Annotated in this window: 16 protein-coding genes; 8 read left to right on the top strand and 8 right to left on the bottom strand. The window is 74.0% G+C overall.

What is annotated here, in order from left to right; genetic code table 11:
* Positions 1-112: 112 nt before the first annotated feature.
* Positions 113-1,066 carry a hypothetical protein gene (locus tag AC5L36_RS06905; protein WP_441220741.1) on the bottom strand — a complete coding sequence of 318 codons (954 nt, stop codon included), beginning with the start codon at positions 1,064-1,066 and terminating at the stop codon, positions 113-115.
* Between the two features lie 124 nt (positions 1,067-1,190).
* On the opposite strand from AC5L36_RS06905, the gene AC5L36_RS06900 reads away from it, so the two are divergent.
* Positions 1,191-1,934, top strand: a complete 744-nt coding sequence (locus AC5L36_RS06900) for an SDR family oxidoreductase (RefSeq protein ID WP_441220739.1) — start codon at positions 1,191-1,193, stop codon at positions 1,932-1,934.
* Between the two features lie 741 nt (positions 1,935-2,675).
* Here AC5L36_RS06900 and AC5L36_RS06895 read toward each other — a convergent pair.
* From AC5L36_RS06895 to AC5L36_RS06875, 5 genes are all read right to left on the bottom strand, one after another.
* Positions 2,676-3,584, bottom strand: a complete 909-nt coding sequence (locus AC5L36_RS06895; protein ID WP_441220737.1) for a phytanoyl-CoA dioxygenase family protein — start codon at positions 3,582-3,584, stop codon at positions 2,676-2,678.
* 45 nt (positions 3,585-3,629) lie between these two features.
* Positions 3,630-4,862: an epoxide hydrolase family protein gene (locus AC5L36_RS06890; RefSeq protein WP_441220735.1), complete on the bottom strand. Its 1,233-nt coding sequence runs from the start codon at positions 4,860-4,862 to the stop codon at positions 3,630-3,632.
* Between the two features lie 56 nt (positions 4,863-4,918).
* A complete protein-coding gene (locus AC5L36_RS06885) occupies positions 4,919-5,920 on the bottom strand; it encodes an ArsR/SmtB family transcription factor (RefSeq protein ID WP_441220733.1) in 1,002 nt (333 codons plus the stop codon).
* Entirely contained in the window at positions 5,893-6,210 is a 318-nt protein-coding gene (locus AC5L36_RS06880) for a CU044_2847 family protein (RefSeq protein WP_441220731.1), read from the bottom strand. Before AC5L36_RS06880 ends, AC5L36_RS06885 begins: the two co-directional genes overlap by 28 nt.
* A gap of 104 nt (positions 6,211-6,314) precedes the next feature.
* A complete protein-coding gene (locus AC5L36_RS06875) occupies positions 6,315-7,850 on the bottom strand; it encodes a hypothetical protein (RefSeq protein ID WP_441220728.1) in 1,536 nt (511 codons plus the stop codon).
* Between the two features lie 184 nt (positions 7,851-8,034).
* On the opposite strand from AC5L36_RS06875, the gene AC5L36_RS06870 reads away from it, so the two are divergent.
* The 7 genes from AC5L36_RS06870 (at position 8,035) to AC5L36_RS06840 (ending at position 17,051) form a co-directional block, all read left to right on the top strand.
* Positions 8,035-9,528 carry a hypothetical protein gene (locus tag AC5L36_RS06870; protein ID WP_441220726.1) on the top strand — a complete coding sequence of 498 codons (1,494 nt, stop codon included), beginning with the start codon at positions 8,035-8,037 and terminating at the stop codon, positions 9,526-9,528.
* 3 nt (positions 9,529-9,531) lie between these two features.
* Entirely contained in the window at positions 9,532-9,951 is a 420-nt protein-coding gene (locus AC5L36_RS06865; RefSeq protein ID WP_441220724.1) for a hypothetical protein, read from the top strand.
* Positions 9,948-10,517 (top strand): FHA domain-containing protein, encoded by a 570-nt coding sequence (locus AC5L36_RS06860; protein WP_441220722.1) that lies wholly within the window; start codon positions 9,948-9,950, stop codon positions 10,515-10,517. Before AC5L36_RS06865 ends, AC5L36_RS06860 begins: the two co-directional genes overlap by 4 nt.
* A complete protein-coding gene (locus AC5L36_RS06855) occupies positions 10,514-11,317 on the top strand; it encodes a protein kinase domain-containing protein (protein WP_441220720.1) in 804 nt (267 codons plus the stop codon). Before AC5L36_RS06860 ends, AC5L36_RS06855 begins: the two co-directional genes overlap by 4 nt.
* A complete protein-coding gene (locus tag AC5L36_RS06850) occupies positions 11,314-13,035 on the top strand; it encodes a cation:proton antiporter (RefSeq protein WP_441220718.1) in 1,722 nt (573 codons plus the stop codon). Before AC5L36_RS06855 ends, AC5L36_RS06850 begins: the two co-directional genes overlap by 4 nt.
* Positions 13,032-14,939: a serine/threonine-protein kinase gene (locus tag AC5L36_RS06845; protein WP_441220716.1), complete on the top strand. Its 1,908-nt coding sequence runs from the start codon at positions 13,032-13,034 to the stop codon at positions 14,937-14,939. The genes AC5L36_RS06850 and AC5L36_RS06845 overlap by 4 nt, the downstream gene beginning before the upstream one ends.
* A gap of 276 nt (positions 14,940-15,215) precedes the next feature.
* Positions 15,216-17,051, top strand: coding sequence for an amidohydrolase family protein (locus AC5L36_RS06840; protein WP_441220714.1), 1,836 nt, complete (start codon positions 15,216-15,218; stop codon positions 17,049-17,051).
* 4 nt (positions 17,052-17,055) lie between these two features.
* On the opposite strand, the gene AC5L36_RS06835 is transcribed toward AC5L36_RS06840, so the two are convergent.
* Entirely contained in the window at positions 17,056-18,117 is a 1,062-nt protein-coding gene (locus AC5L36_RS06835) for a hypothetical protein (RefSeq protein ID WP_441220712.1), read from the bottom strand.
* The gene (locus AC5L36_RS06830; RefSeq protein ID WP_441220711.1) at positions 18,114-18,629 is read right to left on the bottom strand and encodes a SigE family RNA polymerase sigma factor; all 516 of its coding nucleotides are present in this window, start codon (positions 18,627-18,629) and stop codon (positions 18,114-18,116) included. The genes AC5L36_RS06835 and AC5L36_RS06830 overlap by 4 nt, the downstream gene beginning before the upstream one ends.
* Between the last annotated feature and the right edge of the window lie 37 nt (positions 18,630-18,666).

The following is an 18,666-nucleotide window of genomic DNA, read 5'->3' as shown; positions in this document are numbered from 1 at the left end:
TGTCACACGGGTTCCGGGCTAACGATCATTGGTGAGCGTGACCAACAGCGGACGGGTGAGGCCGCGGGAGCGACGGTCTGGACCACGACGGACATCGCGGTAGCTCAAAATTTCAGAGCAGCTCGCGCAGCCTCCCGCGCGCCACGTCGGCGTCCGGGTGGCCGAGCTCGTCGAGGATGTCGACCGCGCCGCGCATGCTGTCGCGCGCGGCGCCGAGGTCGCCCGCGGCGAGGTCGTGCCAGAGCCCCCGGCGGTCGAGGAAGTTGGCGATGGTCCAGGCCAGCCGCCACCGGTACCGGTCTTCGTGGTGCGGCTGGCAGATGAGCGCGACGAGGGTGGCCCGCTCCGCCGCGCACCACGCCATCGCCCCGGCGTAGTCGGTCAGCGGCTCGGGCGCTACGCCGGCCGGCGGCGGAGCCGAGCAGGCGGAAGAGTCGGGCCGTCCCGGTGTCCAGCGCCCGGTAGGACCAGGAGAACAGCGCGCGGACGTCCGCCGCCGGGTCGCTGCCGGCCAGCGCGTCCAGGCGGTCGCGGGCGTCGTGCAGCTCGGCCGCGAGCGAGGCGAGCGTGAGCCGCGTGCGGGTCGCGGCGCGGGCGGCCACGATGGACAGTGCGAGCGGCAGGCCGGCGCAGGCCCGGACGATCGGCTCGACCGCGTCCGGCTCGGCGGCCAGCCGGCGCCGTCGATGCGCCGGGCGAGCACCTGCCGCGACTCGGCGGTGTTCATCACCTCCAGCGCGATCGGGTGGGCGCCGTCGACGCTCACCAGGCCGGTCAGCTGGTCGCGGCTGGTCACCACCACGGCGCAGCCGCGTGCGGCCGGCAGCAGGGGGCGCACCTGCTCCGGGTCGCGGGCGTTGTCGAGGACCACCAGCGCCCGGCGGTCGGCCAGCAGGCTGCGGTACAAGCCGGCCTGCGCGGCCAGGGTGACGGGTATCCGCGCCGCCGGCACCTCCAGCGCCTCCAGGAAGCCGCGCACCGCCTCGTCGGGGCTCATCGCCGTGCCGCCGGGGTCGAAGCCGCGCAGGTGGATCCGCAACGACGCCTGACCACCGGGGGCACGCACGCTGGCCGGTCCGCACGGGGGGACCGGCCAGCGCCTTCGGGAGATGACTTCGCCGGGGCTGTCACAGACCGGTGGCCCGCCCTGTCTTAGCTGGTGACCAGAGCGCACAGGGAAAGGGCAACTCATGAAAATCGTGGTAATCGGCGGAACCGGCCTCATCGGGTCCAAGCTCGTGACGAAGCTCACCGAGCAGGGCCACGAGGCGGTGGCGGCGTCGCCCAACACCGGCGTCGACACCCTCACCGGCGCGGGCCTGCCCGAGGCGCTGGCGGGCGCGTCGGTGGTGGTCGACGTGTCCAACTCGCCGTCGTTCGAGGCCGCCGAGGTGTTGCGGTTCTTCGAGACCTCCACCGGCAACCTGCTCGCCGCGGAAAAGGTGGCGGGCGTCGGCCACCACGTCGCCCTTTCGGTGGTAGGCACGGGCCGGAAACCGGGCAACGACTACTTCCGGGCGAAGGTCGCCCAGGAGAAGCTGATCGAGGACTCAGGGGTGCCCTACTCGATCGTGCACGCGACGCAGTTCTTCGAGTTCGTCCGCCGGATCGCCGACGAGGCCACCCAGGACGGCAAGGTCGTCATCCCGCCGGTGGCCTTCCAGCCGATCGCGGGCGACGACGTCGCCGAGGCGGTCGCCCGGGTCGCGGTGGGCACGCCGTTGAACGGCCACGTCGAGGTGGGTGGCCCCGAACGCGTCCGGATGGACGACTTCTTCCGCGACGCCCTGGCCAGGCTGGGCGACCCGCGCGAGGTGGTCACCGACCCGCACGCGCACTACTTCGGCGCCGAGGTCCTCGAGGAGTCCCTGGTGCCGGTCACCGAGGGCGCGCGGCACGGCGACATCAAGTACGCCGACTGGCCGGCCAAGTGAAGTAGCGCTCCTTCGAAACAGATTTCCCGGGCCGTGTCAGCTGCGGACCGCCGCTCCCGCCGGAGAACGCGCGGGTCGGCGGCTCGCAGCGCTCGCCGAGATCCCCGACCCGCACTGCCAGGTCCGCGCCGCAAGCCCGCGGTCGCCCATTCGTGCCCTCGCGGAAGGGCGGTCTGGGTGCCTGTGTGCGGGCCCGGGTTGGGTGTCCAGAGTGGTGTCGCAAGGCCTTGGTCGGCGGCGAGGGTGGGGAAGTCCTGGTGATCGTGGTCGTTTAGACCCCCTGGAGGGGGTCCAGATGACCACGATCTACAAGACGGCCCGGCGAGCAAGGCTCCGCAAGCCCTGGCGTCCACCGCCCTCGATGATCGTTAGCCCGAGAGGGGCGTGGTCGTCGGCGTGTCACAGCCGTATCGGGCTAACGATCATGACGCCGCCCACATGCTGAGCCATATCCCCAAACAGTGGGAAGGTGGGCCCGGCGATCCGCCGGTCATTTGTGTTTCGCGGCCGGGTCAACCCCCGAAGCCGCAGCCAGCGTGCGAAGCCCGAGGCCCCGCCGGAGGCGCCGCACTGACCGCACCAGCAACCGAAGCCGGAGCCCGTGGGCTTGCACCGCGGACCCGGCAGTGGACGGCCGGGGGTTTCGGCTCGGTCTGCGAGCCGCCGGCCGGGAGCGGTGCCCGCGGGAGCATACGATCTACCGCTGACACGGACATGGGCAAATGTCACGGCGATGGACGGCTAGGCGCGCCACGGTGTGAGGTCGAGGTCGGGATAGCGCAGGGCCACGCCGGCCAGGGTCTGCGGTGTCCAATATGGATGCCCTGGGGGCGGAAAGCCCAACACCTCCAGCTGGCGCTGGCTGGCCCGGCCGACGAACGCGGACCACTCGCTGGTGAAGCTCCGTGCCGCCCAGGCGACCCGCTGTCCCCAATGGACGCTCGCCGGGCGGAAGCCGACCTGCATGCTGTATCGGGCGCCGCGGGGTGCGGTCAGCTGGGTGCCGCGGTGGAAGGTGCCCGGCTCGAAGGCGATGACCGTGCCGGCGGGCCCGGCGCCGGAGACCTCCGCGCGGTAGAGCCGCGGGCTGCCGCTGTCGTCGTCGAAGCGCCAGTCGCTCTCCCGGCCCGGGCGCAGATACCAGTTGGGCACGGCCGGCAGGTCGGCGGTGTGCCGGCGGGAGACGAGGTGCGGCGGGCCGAGCTCCTCGGGCACGTCGTGGAGGAAGACGAACATCTCCACCTGCTGGCAGCCCGGCGTCGTGCTCGGCACGAGGATGGTGTGGTTGAGGTAGTCGCGGTGCAGGTCCTGGTCGTAGTCGCAGGCGCCGGTGAACTTGGCCCACGCCTCGGCCGACTGGAGCAGGATGTCGCCGCCGCCCAGCAGCGCCTCGGCCAGCGCCAGGATGCGGTGGTGGACGGCCAGCAGGCTGACCTCGGTGCTGGCGAACGGAAACGTGTCGATCCCGGCGAACTCGTCGCCGAGGAAGCGCTCGCGTCGCGGGTCGGTGCCGTCGTGGAAGCCTTCGGCGGAGGGGAAGAGCAGGTCGAGCTCGCCGACCGCGGCCGCCAGCTCGCCGGCCGGGACGAAGCCTGGCAGGATCACGAAGCCGTCGTCCTGCCAGGCTTTCGCCGCGTCCGCGAGGTCCATGCGGGCAGGATCACCGAACGCCGGGACCGCCCGCAACCGTTTTACTCACCGCAGCAGGCGGGCGAACTTTCGCACCTCGTCGGTGAAGACGGCGGGTTGTTCGAAGGCGGCGAAGTGGCCGCCCCGGTCGACGGTGTTGAAGTAGATCAGCTGGGACTTGTAGATGCGTTCGGCCCAGATTTTCGGGGTGGGCACGATCTCGTGGGGGAAGACGGTGAAGCCGACCGGCACCCGGAAGTCGTCGGGGGTGGCGGCGGTGCGCGCGTCCTCCCAGTAGATGCGCGCGGCGGAGGCGGCGGTGCCGGGCAGCCAGTACAGCATGATGTCGTCGAGCATCCGGTCGAGGCCGAGCACCTGCTCGGGGTTGCCGTCGCTGTCGGTCCACGCCATGAACTTCTCGAAGATCCAGGCGGCCTGGCCGGCGGGGGAGTCGGTCAGGCCGTAGCCGAGGGTCTGCGGGCGGGTGGACTGCTGGTAGACGAACCCGGCGCCGTCGTCGAAGAACCGCCGCAGCTTGTCCAGCGCCTGCTGCTCCTCCGCGGTTGGCGGGTCGCTGACCGGCGGCGAGAAGACCGGGAAGAAATTGAGGTGGACGCCGGCCAGCCCGGCGGGCGCCTGCTTGGCCATTTCGTGGGTCACCGAGCCGCCGAAGTCGCCGCCCTGTGCCAGCCACCGGCGGTAGCCGAGGCGGGCCATCAGCTGGCCCCAGGCGCCGGCGATACGTGGAACGTTCCACCCGGGCGCGGCCGGCTTGTCGGAGAAGCCGAAGCCGGGCATCGACGGCACCACCACGTGGAACGCGTCAGCGGCGCTGCCACCGAACGCGGTGGGGTCGGTCAGCGGGCCGATCACGTCGAGGAACTCCACCACCGACCCCGGCCAGCCGTGGGTCAGCAGCAGCGGGAGGGCGTCGCGGTGGCGGGAGCGTACGTGGAGGAAGTGGATGCCCAGCCCGTCGATCTGGGTGCGGAACTGGCCGAATCCGTTGAGCCGCGCCTCGACCCGCCGCCAGTCGTACCTGGTGCGCCAGTGCTCGACGAGGTCGCGGACCCGCCGCAGCGGGGCGCCCTGCGACACGTCGGTCTCCGGCTCCGGAAACCGGGTCGCGTCCAGCCGCCGCCGCAGGTCGCGCAGGGCGGCGTCGGATATCGACAGCCGAAATGGTGTCACGAGGCCGGATGCCGCCGACGCGGGTTCGCCGGCCCAGCCGAGCGGCGCGGCCACGGCGCCGACGGCAGCGGCGGTCTGGAGGAGGTTGCGACGAGTGGGGTTTCGCATGGCACTTACCGTGCCCAGGCGCCGCCTCCGGGACCAACGATTCGACCGTGCTGGAATCACCCGCGCTCGGCGACCGAGAGCAGTCCCTCGGCGAGCTGGGTGCGCTGGTAGAGCACCCGCCGCCCGGACCGCCACGAGCGCACCAGGCCGCTGCGCCGCAGCACCGACAGGTGGAAGCTCACCGACGGCGGGCTCTGGCCCAGCTCACCGGCGATCTCCGTGGTCGACCGCGGCGACGCCACGTGCGCGAGGATCGCCGCGCGGCTCTGGCCGAGCAGCGCGCCCAGCGCCTCGCCGGCCTCCCGCTCACCGCGCCCCCACAGCGTGCCGACGCCGCGAGCCGCGTAGACGAGCGTCGCGGGCCGGCCGGGAGCCTTGTCGACCATCAGGTTGGGCCAGCCGAACACCGACGGGAACAGCATCAGCCCGTCGCCGGCCAGGTCGTGGTCGACCGAGTGGCGGGGCTTGTCGATCCGGAGCACCGCCTCGCGGACGCTGACCTCCGGGTGCAGGCCGGACAGCAGCGCGTCGACACCGCCGTCGGTCAGCTGACCCGCCCGGTAGGCCACGTCGTCGCGGAGCACCGCGTGGAGGTGGCGCCAATGCGGCTCGATCGCCGCCGACCAGTACCCCCACAGCACGTCGGCCAGCCGCCGGGCGCCGGCCGCACCCTCGCCGATCAACGCCCGCGCCGGCTCGGGCATCGGCCGGCCCCGCCACACCGCTTCGAGCTCGTGGCGGACGGCGGCCGGGTCGGACTCGGCCACCAGCCGCAGCTGCCCGTCCACGCCGGCGCCCTGGCTCGCCGCGCGGAACAGGAAGTCCGCGACGTAGGCGCGCGCCGGCACCACCGCGGCCAGCAGCTCCATGTCGACGGGCCGCAGGCCGCCGCGGGTCGCCTCCCACCACGGCCGGTGCAGCGGCGAGACCCGCCGGGACGACAGCTGGTACAGGCTCTGCACCACCTCGCCGAGCGGCGAGTAGCCGAACCGGGTGCGGGCCACGTCGGCGACACCCATGCGCAGCTGGATCACGACGGCGCGTCCGATCGGCCCCACTCGACGACCACCCGGATCTGGGCGGTCGAGGCGGCGCGGGCGACGACGAAGGTCGCCTCGGCCGTGACGCTGAGTCCGATCTCGACGGTGACCCGCTCCGGCGGCTCCGCCAGCTCGGCGAGCCCGGCGGTGACGCTGCTCGCCACCGCCTTGAGCCGGGCCACGCCCTGCTCGAGCAGCTCGTCGGAGCGGTCCGCGCGGCGGCCGGCCGGCACCGGCTCGTCCGGGTCGGCCACCTCGAACGGCACGACGTCGCCGGCGGCGGTGCGGATGTCGACGTACTCGGTCATCTGGTCTCCTCACAGGCGGGCCCGGAGTAGGCGCCGCCGGGGCACCCGCGGCGCCGCGGAGGAGGGCTCGTTGCCGGATGCGCGCGCGTATCGTAGCAACGCCGCTACGAGGTGAGCCGCGCGTACATCACGTCGACCGGCAGGGCCGGGTTGGCCGCCGCGTACTCGGCCAGCTCGGCGTCGTCGAGCAGCGCCAGGATCCGGTCGGCGGGCAGTCGCGGGCACGCCGCCATCGCCCTGCGCACCCCGGCGTCGGGGTCACCGGTGAGCCGGTCGACCAGCGCCGGATCGGCGAGCGGGTCGCGGGCGGCGAGCCGCCGCACCGCCGGATCGTCGTCGCCGGCCAGCGCGGCCAGCCCGCCGGTCGGGAACCCCGGCAGCAACGGCAGCCGAAACCTGCCCGGTTCGCGGTACTCGCGGAACACCCGCAGCAGCAGCTCCGGCGGCGCGGCCGGGTGGTGCTGCGCGAGCAGGGCCCGCACACCGAGGTCTGGGTCGTCGGCCAGCGCGGCGACGACCTCGGCCGGGAGGCGAGGGTCGACCGCGGCCCGGCGGCGCAGCAGCGGGTTGACCGACGCGGCCAGCCGCACCGACTCCGCCAGCGGCCACGCCAGGGGATCCGGCTCGCCTTCCGACGCGGTGGTGACGTCGATGTCGATCCGGGCCCGCTCGTCCTCGCTCAACGCGGGATGCGTGGAGACCGCGGTCCGCACGGACACGTCGGGGTCGGCGGCCAGGCGCGCCAGCTGCGACCGGGTCAGGTCGGTGCGCCGGGCGAGGCCGGCGCGGACGTCCGCCGCCGGGTGGGCGAACAGTTCCTCGACCGTCTCCGGCGGCAGGTGCGGGTTGTCCGCCATCGCCGACACGCCGCCCATCAGGTCGCCCGGGTCGGTGGCCAGCACGTGCGCGACGAGCGCCGGCGACAGCCGCCGCCGGTAGACCATCGCGCGGAAGAAATGACCGTTGCGCGGGATGTCCGCCACCTCGTGCACCCGCTCCCGCTCCGCGTCGAGCCGGGCCACCGCCGCCCGCACCTCCGGCGCCGGGTCGCGCGACAGGGCCTGGCGCAACCTCGCGGACTCGCCGTCGGACCGGTCGAGCAGCTCGACGGCGGCGGCCCGGACGAGCGGCTCCGGGTGCGCGGCGAGCGCCGGCACCGCACGCGCGTCCTTGGCCCCCATCTCGAACACCTCGTCGCGCAGCTCGGCCAGCGTGATCATGTTGCGCCGCAGGAACGACACCAGCCGGTCGACCCACCGATGGAACGCGCGGTGTGGCAGCACCAGCACGCGGTCGTCACGGACGAGCTCGCTGACGCGACGCTCAGGATCGTCCAGCAGGCGGAGCCGCACCGCCGGATCGACGTGCACATTGGACGCGATCGCCCCCCGCACCCGCGCCGACGGATGGCGCGCGGCCGCCTCCACCACCGCGGGCGGCAGGTCGGCCCGCCGCCGGAACGCCGCGGGAACGGCGTCGGGGTGCGCGTCGAGCAGGCGCAGCAGCAGGTCGAGCGGCGCCGCGGGGTTGCGCGCGAGGCCGCGGGCGATCGCGTCCCCGGCCGGGCTGTCCAGCCAGTGGTCACCCCGAACGCCGGTCACCCCGCCCGCGCCCACCGCCCACCTGTCCTCCTCGATCACAGCGGCAACATTAGACACTGTCGGGCGCATGACTGTGCGGGATCGAGCTACTTCACACCGCCTTGACCCCGGGCGGACGAGACTGGCGGCGCTTGCGACGCGCGGCTCGTGGCACTGGCGGACGGAACGGGGACGGGGTATGCCGGAACAAGATGTGAGAGGTCGGGGTGACCTCACGCAAGCGTTGCTGGATAACGCAATCTGGTCGGACGAGCTGGTGGCGGAGGCCGGCATCCCGGTGCACGACGTGCCGCTGGTCACGGTGGGCGGGGGGATCGGCTCGTTCGTGCTCGTCGACTACCTGCGGATCGCGGGCGTGCCGAGCGCGGACATCCGGGCACTGTCCAATATCGACCATCCGTGGCAGACGTACGAGTACCTGACGCGGGTCTCACAGATCCCCGGGCCGGAGCGCATCCGGTCGGACTCGTCGTCGCGGCCGGACAACATCTGGGGCTTCCCGTCGTACGCGTTGAGTGAGGCGTGGCGGGAGAAGACCGTGCGGCCGCTGCTGCACGTGCTCGGCGAGCCGATCTTCGCGGACTACTGGACGCCGCGGGTCGGTGCGGTCTTCGCGAGCATGGCCCGCGAGTCGGCGCGCATCGGGTACCCGGAGATGTTGGTGAAGGGTGTGGCCCGGATGGTGCGGCGGCGCGCCGGCGGTGGGTACTTCACGGTGTTGACGCCGCCCCGCGAAGCCGGCCCGACGCGCCGGGTCGTCTACCGGTCCCGGTTCGTGCACCTGGCGGTCGGGTACCCGGGGCTGCGCTTCCTCCCCGACCTCCAGGAGTTCCGGGAGAAGTACGGCGACTTCACCCGCGTGGTCAACGCGTACGAGCCGCACGAGCACGTCTACGAGGCACTGCGCACCCGGCCCGGCACGGTGGTGGTACGCGGTGGCGGCATCGTCGCCTCGCGGGTGTTGCAGCGGCTGATGGACGACCGCGAGCGGTACCGGCTCAAGACGAAGATCGTGCACATCTTCCGCACCTTCGTCGCCGGTGCGCACGGCCCGCACCTGTGGTCGCGGCGCAAGGGCGGCGACGGCTGGGCGTACCAGGGCTTCAACTACCCGAAGTCGGTGTGGGGCGGCCAGCTGAAGGCGAAGATGCGGCGGCTCGACGGCGCCGAGCGGGCCGCGGAGTACAAGCGGATGGGCGGCACCAACACCCCCAAGCGCCGCCGGTGGCAGCAGCAGATGCGCGCCGGCCGCGAAGGCGGCTGGTACGAGGCGAGCCAGGGCACGGTCGAGCGGGTCGAGCCGGCCGCCGACGGCACCCTGGTCAGCCTGGTCGCCGGCGAGGCCGGCACCCGGAAGGTCGGCGCCGACTACATCATCGACTGCACCGGGCTGGAGGCCGACATCGCCGAGCACCGCGTGCTCGCCGACCTGCTGACCAACGGCGGCGCCGGCCGCAACCCGCTCGGCCGGCTGGAGGTCGAGCGGCACTTCGAGGTCAAGGGGACGGCCAGCGGCGACGGCGCCCTGTACGCCACCGGGGCGGCCACCCTCGGCGGATACTTCCCCGGCGTCGACACGTTCCTCGGGCTCCAGATCGGTGCCCAGGAGATCGCCGACGACCTGGCCCGGCGCGGGTTCGGCCGCCGCATTGGCCCGGTCCGCTCCACCGCGCAGTGGGTGCGCTGGGCGTTCGGCCGGCCGGTCCGGGAGGGATGAGAGATGGTGCCCGTGCTGCTCGGCCGGATACAGACCCGGCTGATCCTCCTGCTGGTGGTGGGCTCGGCCGTCACCGCGGTCGTCACGCCGCTCGTCGGTGCCCACTACCGCACCACGTTCGCCGTCCTCGCCGCCGTGGCGGTGCTCGGCGTCGGCTGGGAGCTGCTCTACCACCTGCTCATGCAGTTCCGGTGGGAGAAGGACTGGCCGTCGCTCTTCGGGCTGCTGACCGCGGTACCCGAGGGCGTGCTGCTGTGGCTGCTGCTCGACCGCGGCGCGGTGCCCACAGTGGACACCGCGCCGCCGCTCGCCGCGTACGCGGTGCACTTCGCCGCGGTGTGGCTGGCCGTCTGGCTCGTCGCGAACGGGCCGATGCGGGTCCCGTTCCCGCGCTGGCGCTTCCACGGTGGACGGTTGATATGAGACAGCCCGACCGGAGCGCGCCCTTCGAGGCGGTCCTGCTCCTGCCCGCGTACACGGACGCGCCCACCGTGATAGCCACCCGGGACGAGCCGACCCAGCTCCTCGTCGAGGGCGTGCACTGCGCCAACGGCCACTTCAACGACCCGGCCGTTCCGTACTGCCAGCTGTGCGGCATCTCGATGGCGCAGCTGACCCACGTGACGGTCCTCGGGCCGCGCCCGCCGCTCGGCGTGCTGCTGCTCGACGACGGCGCCACGTTTCGCCTGGACGCCGACTACGTGGTGGGCCGCGAGCCACACCGCGACCCGGCGGTGGCCCGGGGGGCACGGCCGCTGCGGGTCACCGGATCGGCGAGCGGCGTTTCGCGGCAGCACCTGCGGATCACGCTCACCGGCTGGACCGTCCGCGTCGTCGACCTCGGATCGGCCAACGGCACGGTCCTCGAACCGCCCCGCGACCCGCACCCGCGCCGGCTGGAGCCGGGCGTGCCGGCCGAGATCACGCCCGGCACGCGGGTCGCGTTCGGCCTGCGCTGGCTCCGCTACGAATCGCACCGAAACCCATGAACACCACAGGGGAACACATGCGCGGCATCGCCGACTACGAGTTCATCCGGCCGCTGGGCTCGGGCAACCACGGCCAGTACTTCCTCGCCCACCGGCCGGCCCGGCTGCCCGTCGAGGCGGCCGAGGTGGCGGTCAAGGTGCTCGCGGCCGAGTCGACGGAGGTGGCGTTCCGGCGGGCCACCCGCGAGCTGCGGGCGTTCGCCTCGGTGCGCTCGGCGTACCTCGTCGCGCCGTACGACGCGGGCCAGCAGGACGGGGTCTTCTACTACTCGACCGAGTACCTGCCGGGCGGCTCGCTGGCGGCGCCGGCCGCGCCGCTCGACCGGGCCGGTGCGCTGCGGGCGGTGGCACACGCCGCGCGGGCCGTCGCCGACCTGCACGGGGCCGGCGTGGTGCACCGGGATGTCAAGCCCGGCAACGTGCTCCTGCACGGCGGCGGGGCGCGCCTGTCCGACCTCGGGCTCGCGCACGTCTTCGCCGAGGGCGTCACGATCACCGGCATGGGTCCGCTCGACTCGGTGGAGTTCGTCGACCCGGCGCTGCTGCTGGGGGAGCGGCCCCGGCCGGAGCATGACGTCTGGTCGCTGGGTGTGCTGCTGCACCGGGTGGTGAGCGGCACCGGCATCTACGGCACGCTGCCCCAGGACGACGGCCTGCTGGTCCTGCGCCGCGTGGTGTCGACGCCGCCCCGGCTGAGCGACGACCTGCCGGAGCCGGTCGCCACCCTGGTACGCGAGTGCCTCGGCGCCGACCGCCCCACCGCCGCGGCGGTGGCCGAGCGCCTGGAGGGTTCCGGGTGAGCGGGCACGCCCTCGTCCACTTCCTGCTGGCGGTCGCGGCGATCATCGTGCTGGCCCGGGTCTTCGGCGCTCTGGCCCGGCTCGTCGGCCAGCCGCCGGTGATCGGCGAGCTGCTCGCCGGTGTCCTCATCGGACCGACGCTCTTCGGCACCACGGTCAGCGGCTGGCTGCTGCCCGCCGACATCCTTCCGGCGATGTCCGGCCTGGCCAACCTCGGCCTGGTCCTGTTCATGTTCATCGTCGGCTACGAGCTCGACCACGCCTCGTTGCGCGGCCGCGGCCGGATCGCCACCTCGGTGTCGATCGGGTCGATCGCGGTGCCGCTCGGGCTGGGCGTGCTCCTGGCCTTCTGGCTCGCCGGCCGCCACGACGTCTCGGACACGGTGCCGTTCGCCCTCTTCATCGGCGCGGCGATGGCGGTCACCGCGTTTCCGGTCCTGGCCCGGATCCTCACCGACCGCGGCATGGTGCGCACACCCGTCGGCGGGCTCGCCCTCGCCAGCGCCGCCGTCGACGACATCGCCGCGTGGTCGCTGCTCGCCGTCGTGGTCGCCGTCGCCGGCGCGGACACCGCCAACCCGTGGCTGCCGCTGCTCTGCGTGCCGTACGCGTTACTGATGTTCTTCGTGGTGCGTCCGCTGCTGGCCCGCCTCGACGCCGCGCGGGCGCGTGCCGGGCGGCTCACGCCCGACCTGCTCGCCGTGGTGCTGGTCGGCCTGCTGCTCTCCTGCCTGGCCACCGAGTGGATGGGCCTGCACGCCATCTTCGGCGCGTTCCTCTTCGGCGCCGTCATGCCGCGCCGGGCGGACCTGCTGCGCGTGGAGATCCTCGAACGGCTGGAACAAGTCAGCGTCCTGCTGCTGCTGCCCGCGTTCTTCGTCCTGTCCGGACTGCGGGTCGACCTGTCCACCCTCGGCGGGGCCGGCCTGCTGGAGCTCGCCGCGATCCTCGTGGTGGCGATCGGCGGCAAGTTCGCCGGTGCGTACGCGGGCGCGCGGCTCAACGGGGTGGGCAACCAGCCGGCCGGCGCGCTCGCCATCCTCATGAACACCCGCGGGCTCACCGAGATCGTCATCCTGACGGTCGGGCTGCACCTCGGCATCCTCGACGAACGCCTGTTCTCGATGATGGTGGTGATGGCGCTGGTCACCACCGCCATGGCGGGTCCGCTGCTCAACCTCGTCTACCCGCGCCGGATGGTCGAACGGGACGCGCTCGCCGCGCAACGGCCGCAGGCACCGCCGGCCGGCTACCGCGTGCTCGTCTCGCTGCCCGACGGCGCGCCGCCCGACGCCGCGCTGGTCGACCTCGCCGCCGACCTGGCCGAGCGGGGCGCGGCCGCCGGCGGACACGGGCCGGGCGAGGTGGTGCTCAGCCGCCTCGTGCCCTACCCGGCGCGGCCGCTCGACGTGGGCAGCGGGCTGTCCGAGGAGCTGCTCGGGATGACTACCGCGATGGGCGAGCTGGCCGGCCTGGCGGAGTCGGTACGCGCCCGCGGGCTCGGCGCGCCCGTGCTCGCCCGGTTCAGCCGCGACCCGGAGGCCGACCTCGCCGAGCAGCTCAAGGCCATCGAGCCGGATGTACTCCTGCGCGGTGGCGATCCGGTGGAGGTGGTCGCGCTGAGCGCCGCCGGACGCGACACCGTGGACCTTGCCGCCGCCCGTAGCATCGGGGCCGTCCCGCGGGATGGCGACGTGAGCGGAGTGAAGAGCGGATGACCGTAAAGGCGGCGCCCCTGCGCCCCGGCGACCCGCGCCGGCTGGGCCGGTACGAGCTGGTGGGTCGGCTCGGCCAGGGCGGCATGGGCACCGTCTACCTGGCCCTCGACGCCGGCAAACCGGTCGCCGTCAAGGTGATCCGGGCCGACGTGTCCGCCAACGACGAGTTTCGCCGCCGGTTTCGTGGCGAGGTCGAACGGGCGCGGCAGGTGCCGCCGTTCTGCACGGCGGAGGTGCTCGACGCCGATCCCGACCACGAGACGCCCTACCTCGTCGTGGAGTACGTGGACGGTCCCAGCCTCGCCGACGTGGTGACCGAGCGGGGGCCGCTCAGCCCGGCCAACCTGCATTCGCTGGCGATCGGCACGGCGACCGCGCTGACCGCGATCCACGGCGCCGGCGTGATCCACCGGGATCTCAAGCCCAGCAACGTCCTGCTCGCGCCGGGTAGCCCGAAGGTCATCGACTTCGGCATCGCGCGGGCGGTCGAGGCGACCAGCCAGCAGACCCGCACCGACCAGCTGCTGGGCACCGTCGGATACATGGCGCCGGAACGCTTCGGCCCGGACGCGGCCAAGCTGGTCAGCCCGGCCGCGGACGTCTTCGCGTGGGGCGCGGTGCTCGCGTACGCCGGCACCGGCCGCCCACCGTTCGGCGTGGATTCCCCGCCGATCGTGGCCACGCGCATCGTCACCCAGCCGCCCGACCTGGCCGGGCTTGTGCCGCCGCTGCGCGACCTCGTCGAGCGCGCGCTGGCCAAGGACCCGGCCGCCCGGCCCACCTCGCGCCAGCTGCTCGACATGCTGCTGGCTCCCGGCGGCGAGCGCCCACCGGCGGTCGCGGCGGCGCTCGCCGAGCAGCCGGCACTGCTCGCCGCCGCGGCCGAGGCGCAGGCGGCCACGGCACAAGCGCCCGCGGGGCAGGCGCCCGCGGCGCAGGTGGGCCACGACACCACCCGGTTGGCCGGTGGCACACCGGGCGCCACCCCGGCTCCGCTTTCCACCCCGGCTCCGCCTCCCACAGCGGCTTCGCTCCCGGCACCGGCACCGGCACCGGCACCACCGCCGCCGGCACCGGCTCCGCCACCGCCGTCGGCGGCACCGCCGGCGCGTGCCGGCGGGCGCGGGGGCAGGTTCGCCAACGTGGTGCTGGCGGTGGCGGCGCTCGTCACGTCGCTGACCGTCGCCGGCATCGTGACCGGCGTGGTGCCCCTGCCCGACCGCGACGACACCGGCGCGCTGCCGACGCCGTCCGCCGCCGTGTCGCAGAGCGCCGGGGCGACCCCGACCCCGTCCGCCAGCTCGCCCGCCGCGACACCCTCGGCGACGCCCACGCCCTCGGTGTCGGCCTCGCCCGGGCCGCGGCTGCTCCGCGACCCGCTGACCAAAGCCGGGCTGTGGCAGCCGCGCGAAGACGTGCAGCAGCGCACGACCTGCGCGTTCGACGGCGCGCTCGTGGTGACCCGCGAGAACACCGGGCCGTACCGGTGCCCGGGGCCGACCGGTGCCTACACGAACGTCGCCGCCGCGGTCGACGTGCGGCTCCAGGCGCCGGGCAGCTGCGCCGCGATGTGGTTCCGCTTCGCCGCGACCTCCGGCTACCTGGTGCGGGTCTGCGCGGACGAGATCGAGCTCGCCACCCACGGCGTCGGGGACGGCGCCACCGTTACGGTGCTGCACACCATGCGGCTCACCGAGCCGATCCCGCTCGACACCGCCACCCGGATCGGCGTCTCGGCCCGCGGCACGACCCTCGCCGTGGAACGCGACGGCGAGCGGGTCGGCACCGTCGAGGACAGCACCTTCACGCAGGGCCGGGTCGTGCTGGGCATCTTCCCCGACGCGGGCGACGAGGAGCCGCCGTTCCGCGTCGCGTTCGCCAACGTCGAGATCCGCCGCCTCTGACCGGCGGGCGGGCACCGCTTGCGGCCGGCGGCTCGCCAGGCGAGCCGAATCCCGGCCGTCGGTCTGAGTGGTGAGCTCGCTGGGCTTGTCGCGCGGGCCTGGCAGCGGAGGTCGGGGATTTCGGCTCGCCCTGCGAGCCGCCGGCCGCCGCGGTCTCCGGCGGGAGCGGTGGTCCGCAGGTGACGCGGACCCGGGAAATGTTGGTCTGAAGGAAGGGCGTGCGGGTGATGTCGAGGGTCGGCCCAGTCGGCGCGACGGTCTCTTTCGTGACAATCGGTGACCATCGAGCCACACCCCGCGTACGCTCGTGCCTGCCACTTCTCGCCGCCGGGGGTAGCCGTGGAACCCGTCGTCGTCGACTGCCACAGCCACGTATTCAACGCCGAGGACCTGCCGATCGACGGGTTCGTCAAGCGGCGGCTCACGCCGCTGCCCTCGGTGCTCACCGGCGTCCTCTCGCTGCCGCTCGACCGGCTCACCGCCTGGGCCGCGCCGGGCTCCAAGGAGGCCGAGCGCCTGGCGGCCCTCATCGCCGCGCGGACCGGCGGGCTCGAAGGCCTGGCGGAAGTCCCGGAGGCGGAGAGCGGCCAGGAGCTCATCTCCGACGAAGAGCTCGACGCGCGTCTGGTGTCGATGTGGCCGCTCGCCGAACAGCCCGCCGGCGGCGTCCTGGAAGGAGTCCCAGCCGATACCGAGACGCTGCTCGCGGACCGGCTGGCCGGCGCGACACCGGAGCAGCTGGACGAGCTGCGGGCCTGGCTGGAGGACGCGGACGACGCACCCGCGGGCGTCGCGCCGCCGCCCGCCCCGGGTGACGAGGGGCTCGAGGGCATCTCCGACCTCTTCGGGCTGGCCCGGTCGGTCAAGGACGCCGTCCACCGCTATGTCGCCGCGCTGCGCCTGGTCACCCGGCACCGCTACCTCGTCGCCGCCGAGGTCGCCGCGACCTACCCGAGCGCCCGCCTCTTCGTGCCCGCCCTCGTCGACTTCGACCGCACCGCCCGGGACCGGCCCTCCACACCGGTCGCGAATCAGGTGACGATCCACTCTCTGGTGTCCAAGCTTTCGGTCGCCGGCGGCATCCCGGGAGCGCCGGAGGTGCGGATCCACCCGCTGGTGGCGTTCTGCCCGTACCGCGAGATCGAGTGCTCCGAGCTCGCGACGTGGGACGTCCTCGACGGCGCACCGAACGGGTACGTGCCCTACGCCGACCCGGCGATGGCGACGGACGGCGACCGCTACCACGACGGCCTCGTCTACCGGCGGGCGCGGGCGCGACGGCTCACCGTGCCGTCCGGGCCCTGGTCCTCCGCCCGCCTCGACCTGGACGGCGTGACCCGCGCGATCGACATCGTCCGCCACGCCGTCGAGCTGGGCGGCTTCGCCGGCGTCAAGCTGTACCCGCCGTCCGGCTTCCTGCCGCTGGGAAACGGGGCCCGTTTCGGCGAGCGGGTCGGGCTGAAGCTCGACGCCGCCCTCCGCGCGCTCTACGCGTACTGCTCCGCCGAAGAGGTGCCGATCCTGACGCACGCCGCCCGCAGCAACGGGTTCGACAAGGGCTACGACGAGCTGGCGTCGCCGGCCGGGTGGGCGGGCGTGCTGAGCGAGTTTCCCGAGCTGCGGCTCTGCTTCGGCCACTTCGGACATCTACAGGGCGTGGGCGATCCGGGAAAACCCACCGCGACGAGCTGGCCGGCCCGCTTCCTGCGGCTGATCGACAGCTATCCACACGTGTACGCGGACGTCGGCAACTCCCGCTACGCCTACGACGACGACTACCGGCGGCGGTTCGACGCGTTCCTCGGCTGGGCGCTCGGCGGTCCGGACAGCGGGGACCCGACCGGCCGCAAGCGCCGCCGGCGGATCATGTTCGGTTCGGACTACTGGATGAACACGCTGGGCCCGGGGCACCACGACGCGCTCACCCGGTTCCGCGACGGGGTCGAGAGCGCGTTCGGCGCCCGCGCGCGCGACGACTTCCTCGGCCACAACGCGCTGCGCTGGCTCGGTTTCCGGGACGAGGACGACGCCGTCCGCGCGGACGGTCCCGCCGTCACGAGGCTGCGGGCGTTCTACGCCGACCATCCACTGCCGTCATGGCTCGGCGGTTGAAGCCCTACGACTCGTCGAGCAGCCGGGTGAGCTCCGGGCCGCCCTGGGACACGACCGGGTCCTTGCCCCGGCCGGGGTAGGAGAGGACGCGCCGGCACCCGTCCAGCTCGACCTGCACCTCGCCGTACCCGCCGCCTTGCGGCATCAGCACCGCGAACCGGCTGGCCGGCCCGGTGCACGGCTCGGCCGGGCCGGTGGTCGACAGCGCCGCCTCGATCAGGTCGCGCCGCGGCTGCGGCAGCACCCGGCCGCGCGCGAAGTCTCCGGTGGGAAACGTCCTGCCCCGCTCGTCCGCCGAGACGTGGTACTCGCAGAGCCCGACCGTCGCCGCGCCGGCCAGCGGCCGGCCGGCCGGGCCGGGGCGCGCCGCCCGCCGCGACTCGATCCACACGTGGTCGCCCCAGGTCGCCTCGCAGCGCGCGGCGGCGGGCTCCGGTGCCAGGTGCGCGTCGTAGACGCGCGAGTCGACGCGGGTCAGCTTCAGCGCCGTGATCGCCTCCTGGACCTCGGCACGCGGCTTGCCGCACGGGGTACGCGGAGGGCTGGGCCGCACGAAGTGGCCCGCCGAGTCGACGAGCGCCAGCCACGGCCAGCTGATCGCCTCCAACGTGCACGCGACGTCGCGTCCCGGGGTCTTGGGAAGATCGGGCAGCCGCAGGGCGGCGACGAGCGCCGCGATGTCCGTGCCGCGGTACTCGTTTCCCACGACGGGACCGGTGCCGCGCCCCTCGCCGCGGCAGATGACCACCGACGCCGGCACGAAGTCGGCCGGCAGGCGCGGGAGGTCCATCATGCCCCTCACGTTGCCCGGCGGCGGCTTGGGCGCCTGCTCGGCGCAGGACACCCACACGCCCGGCTCCGGGCTGACCACCCGGTCGGGCGCGGAGTCCCGCGCCCACACGGCGGCGGAACCGACCGAGACGGCGAGGACCGCCACCGCGGCCAGAGCGGTGGCCCGCCGCCGCCGGCGCCGCCCGGCCGCGGCCACGACGCCGTCGGCCGTCGCGTACGTGCCGGCCTCCTCGGCCAGATCGGCGAGCGCCTCGGTGAGTCGGGTGGTGGTCACGGGGTCACCTCCGGTGCCAGGTCGGCGAGCAGGTCCGGCGCCAACGCGCGGAGCCGGGCGAGGGCGTCGTGGGTCTGCGACTTCACCGTGCCGACCGAGCAGCCCATCGCCTCGGCGGTCTGCGCCTCGGAGAGGTCCTCGAAGAAGCGCAGCACGACCACCGCCCGCTGGCGGGGCGGCAGGGCGGCGAGCGCGCGGCGCAGGCTGATCCGCCGGACGGCGGCCTCCGCCTCGTCGGCCGGGCCGGGCAGGTCGCCGGCGGCGGCGTCGCTGACCTCGACGTAGCGGCGGCGGCGCCAGCGGGAGGTGCGCTCGTTGACCATGACCCGGCGCACGTACCCCTCCGGGTTGCCGCCCTCGACCACCCGCCGCCAGTGCGCGGCGGTCTTGGCGAGCGCGTGCTGGAGCAGGTCTTCGGCGAGCGTGTGGTCGCCGGTGAGCAGGTACGCGGTGCGCGACAGCGCGGGTCCGCGCGCGACCACGAACTCGCGCAACCCCTCGTACCGGTCCATGAGCGCCCCCTTCGCCCGGATAAACGCCGCGGGGCGG

This window comes from Phytohabitans sp. LZ39 (assembly GCF_059359075.1).
Note: the sequence above shows the minus strand (reverse complement) of the source record. Positions and strands in the feature narration are given on the sequence as shown.

What these genes read in the sequence shown, in the direction of transcription:
- AC5L36_RS06880 (WP_441220731.1), bottom strand. Translation starts at nt 6,210, where the DNA reads ATGACCGAGTACGTCGACATCCGCACCGCCGCCGGCGACGTCGTGCCG.
- AC5L36_RS06865 (WP_441220724.1), top strand. Translation starts at nt 9,532, where the DNA reads ATGGTGCCCGTGCTGCTCGGCCGGATACAGACCCGGCTGATCCTCCTG.
- AC5L36_RS06895 (WP_441220737.1), bottom strand. Translation starts at nt 3,584, where the DNA reads ATGGACCTCGCGGACGCGGCGAAAGCCTGGCAGGACGACGGCTTCGTG.
- AC5L36_RS06900 (WP_441220739.1), top strand. Translation starts at nt 1,191, where the DNA reads ATGAAAATCGTGGTAATCGGCGGAACCGGCCTCATCGGGTCCAAGCTC.
- AC5L36_RS06845 (WP_441220716.1), top strand. Translation starts at nt 13,032, where the DNA reads ATGACCGTAAAGGCGGCGCCCCTGCGCCCCGGCGACCCGCGCCGGCTG.
- AC5L36_RS06890 (WP_441220735.1), bottom strand. Translation starts at nt 4,862, where the DNA reads ATGCGAAACCCCACTCGTCGCAACCTCCTCCAGACCGCCGCTGCCGTC.
- AC5L36_RS06860 (WP_441220722.1), top strand. Translation starts at nt 9,948, where the DNA reads ATGAGACAGCCCGACCGGAGCGCGCCCTTCGAGGCGGTCCTGCTCCTG.
- AC5L36_RS06855 (WP_441220720.1), top strand. Translation starts at nt 10,514, where the DNA reads ATGAACACCACAGGGGAACACATGCGCGGCATCGCCGACTACGAGTTC.
- AC5L36_RS06830 (WP_441220711.1), bottom strand. Translation starts at nt 18,629, where the DNA reads ATGGACCGGTACGAGGGGTTGCGCGAGTTCGTGGTCGCGCGCGGACCC.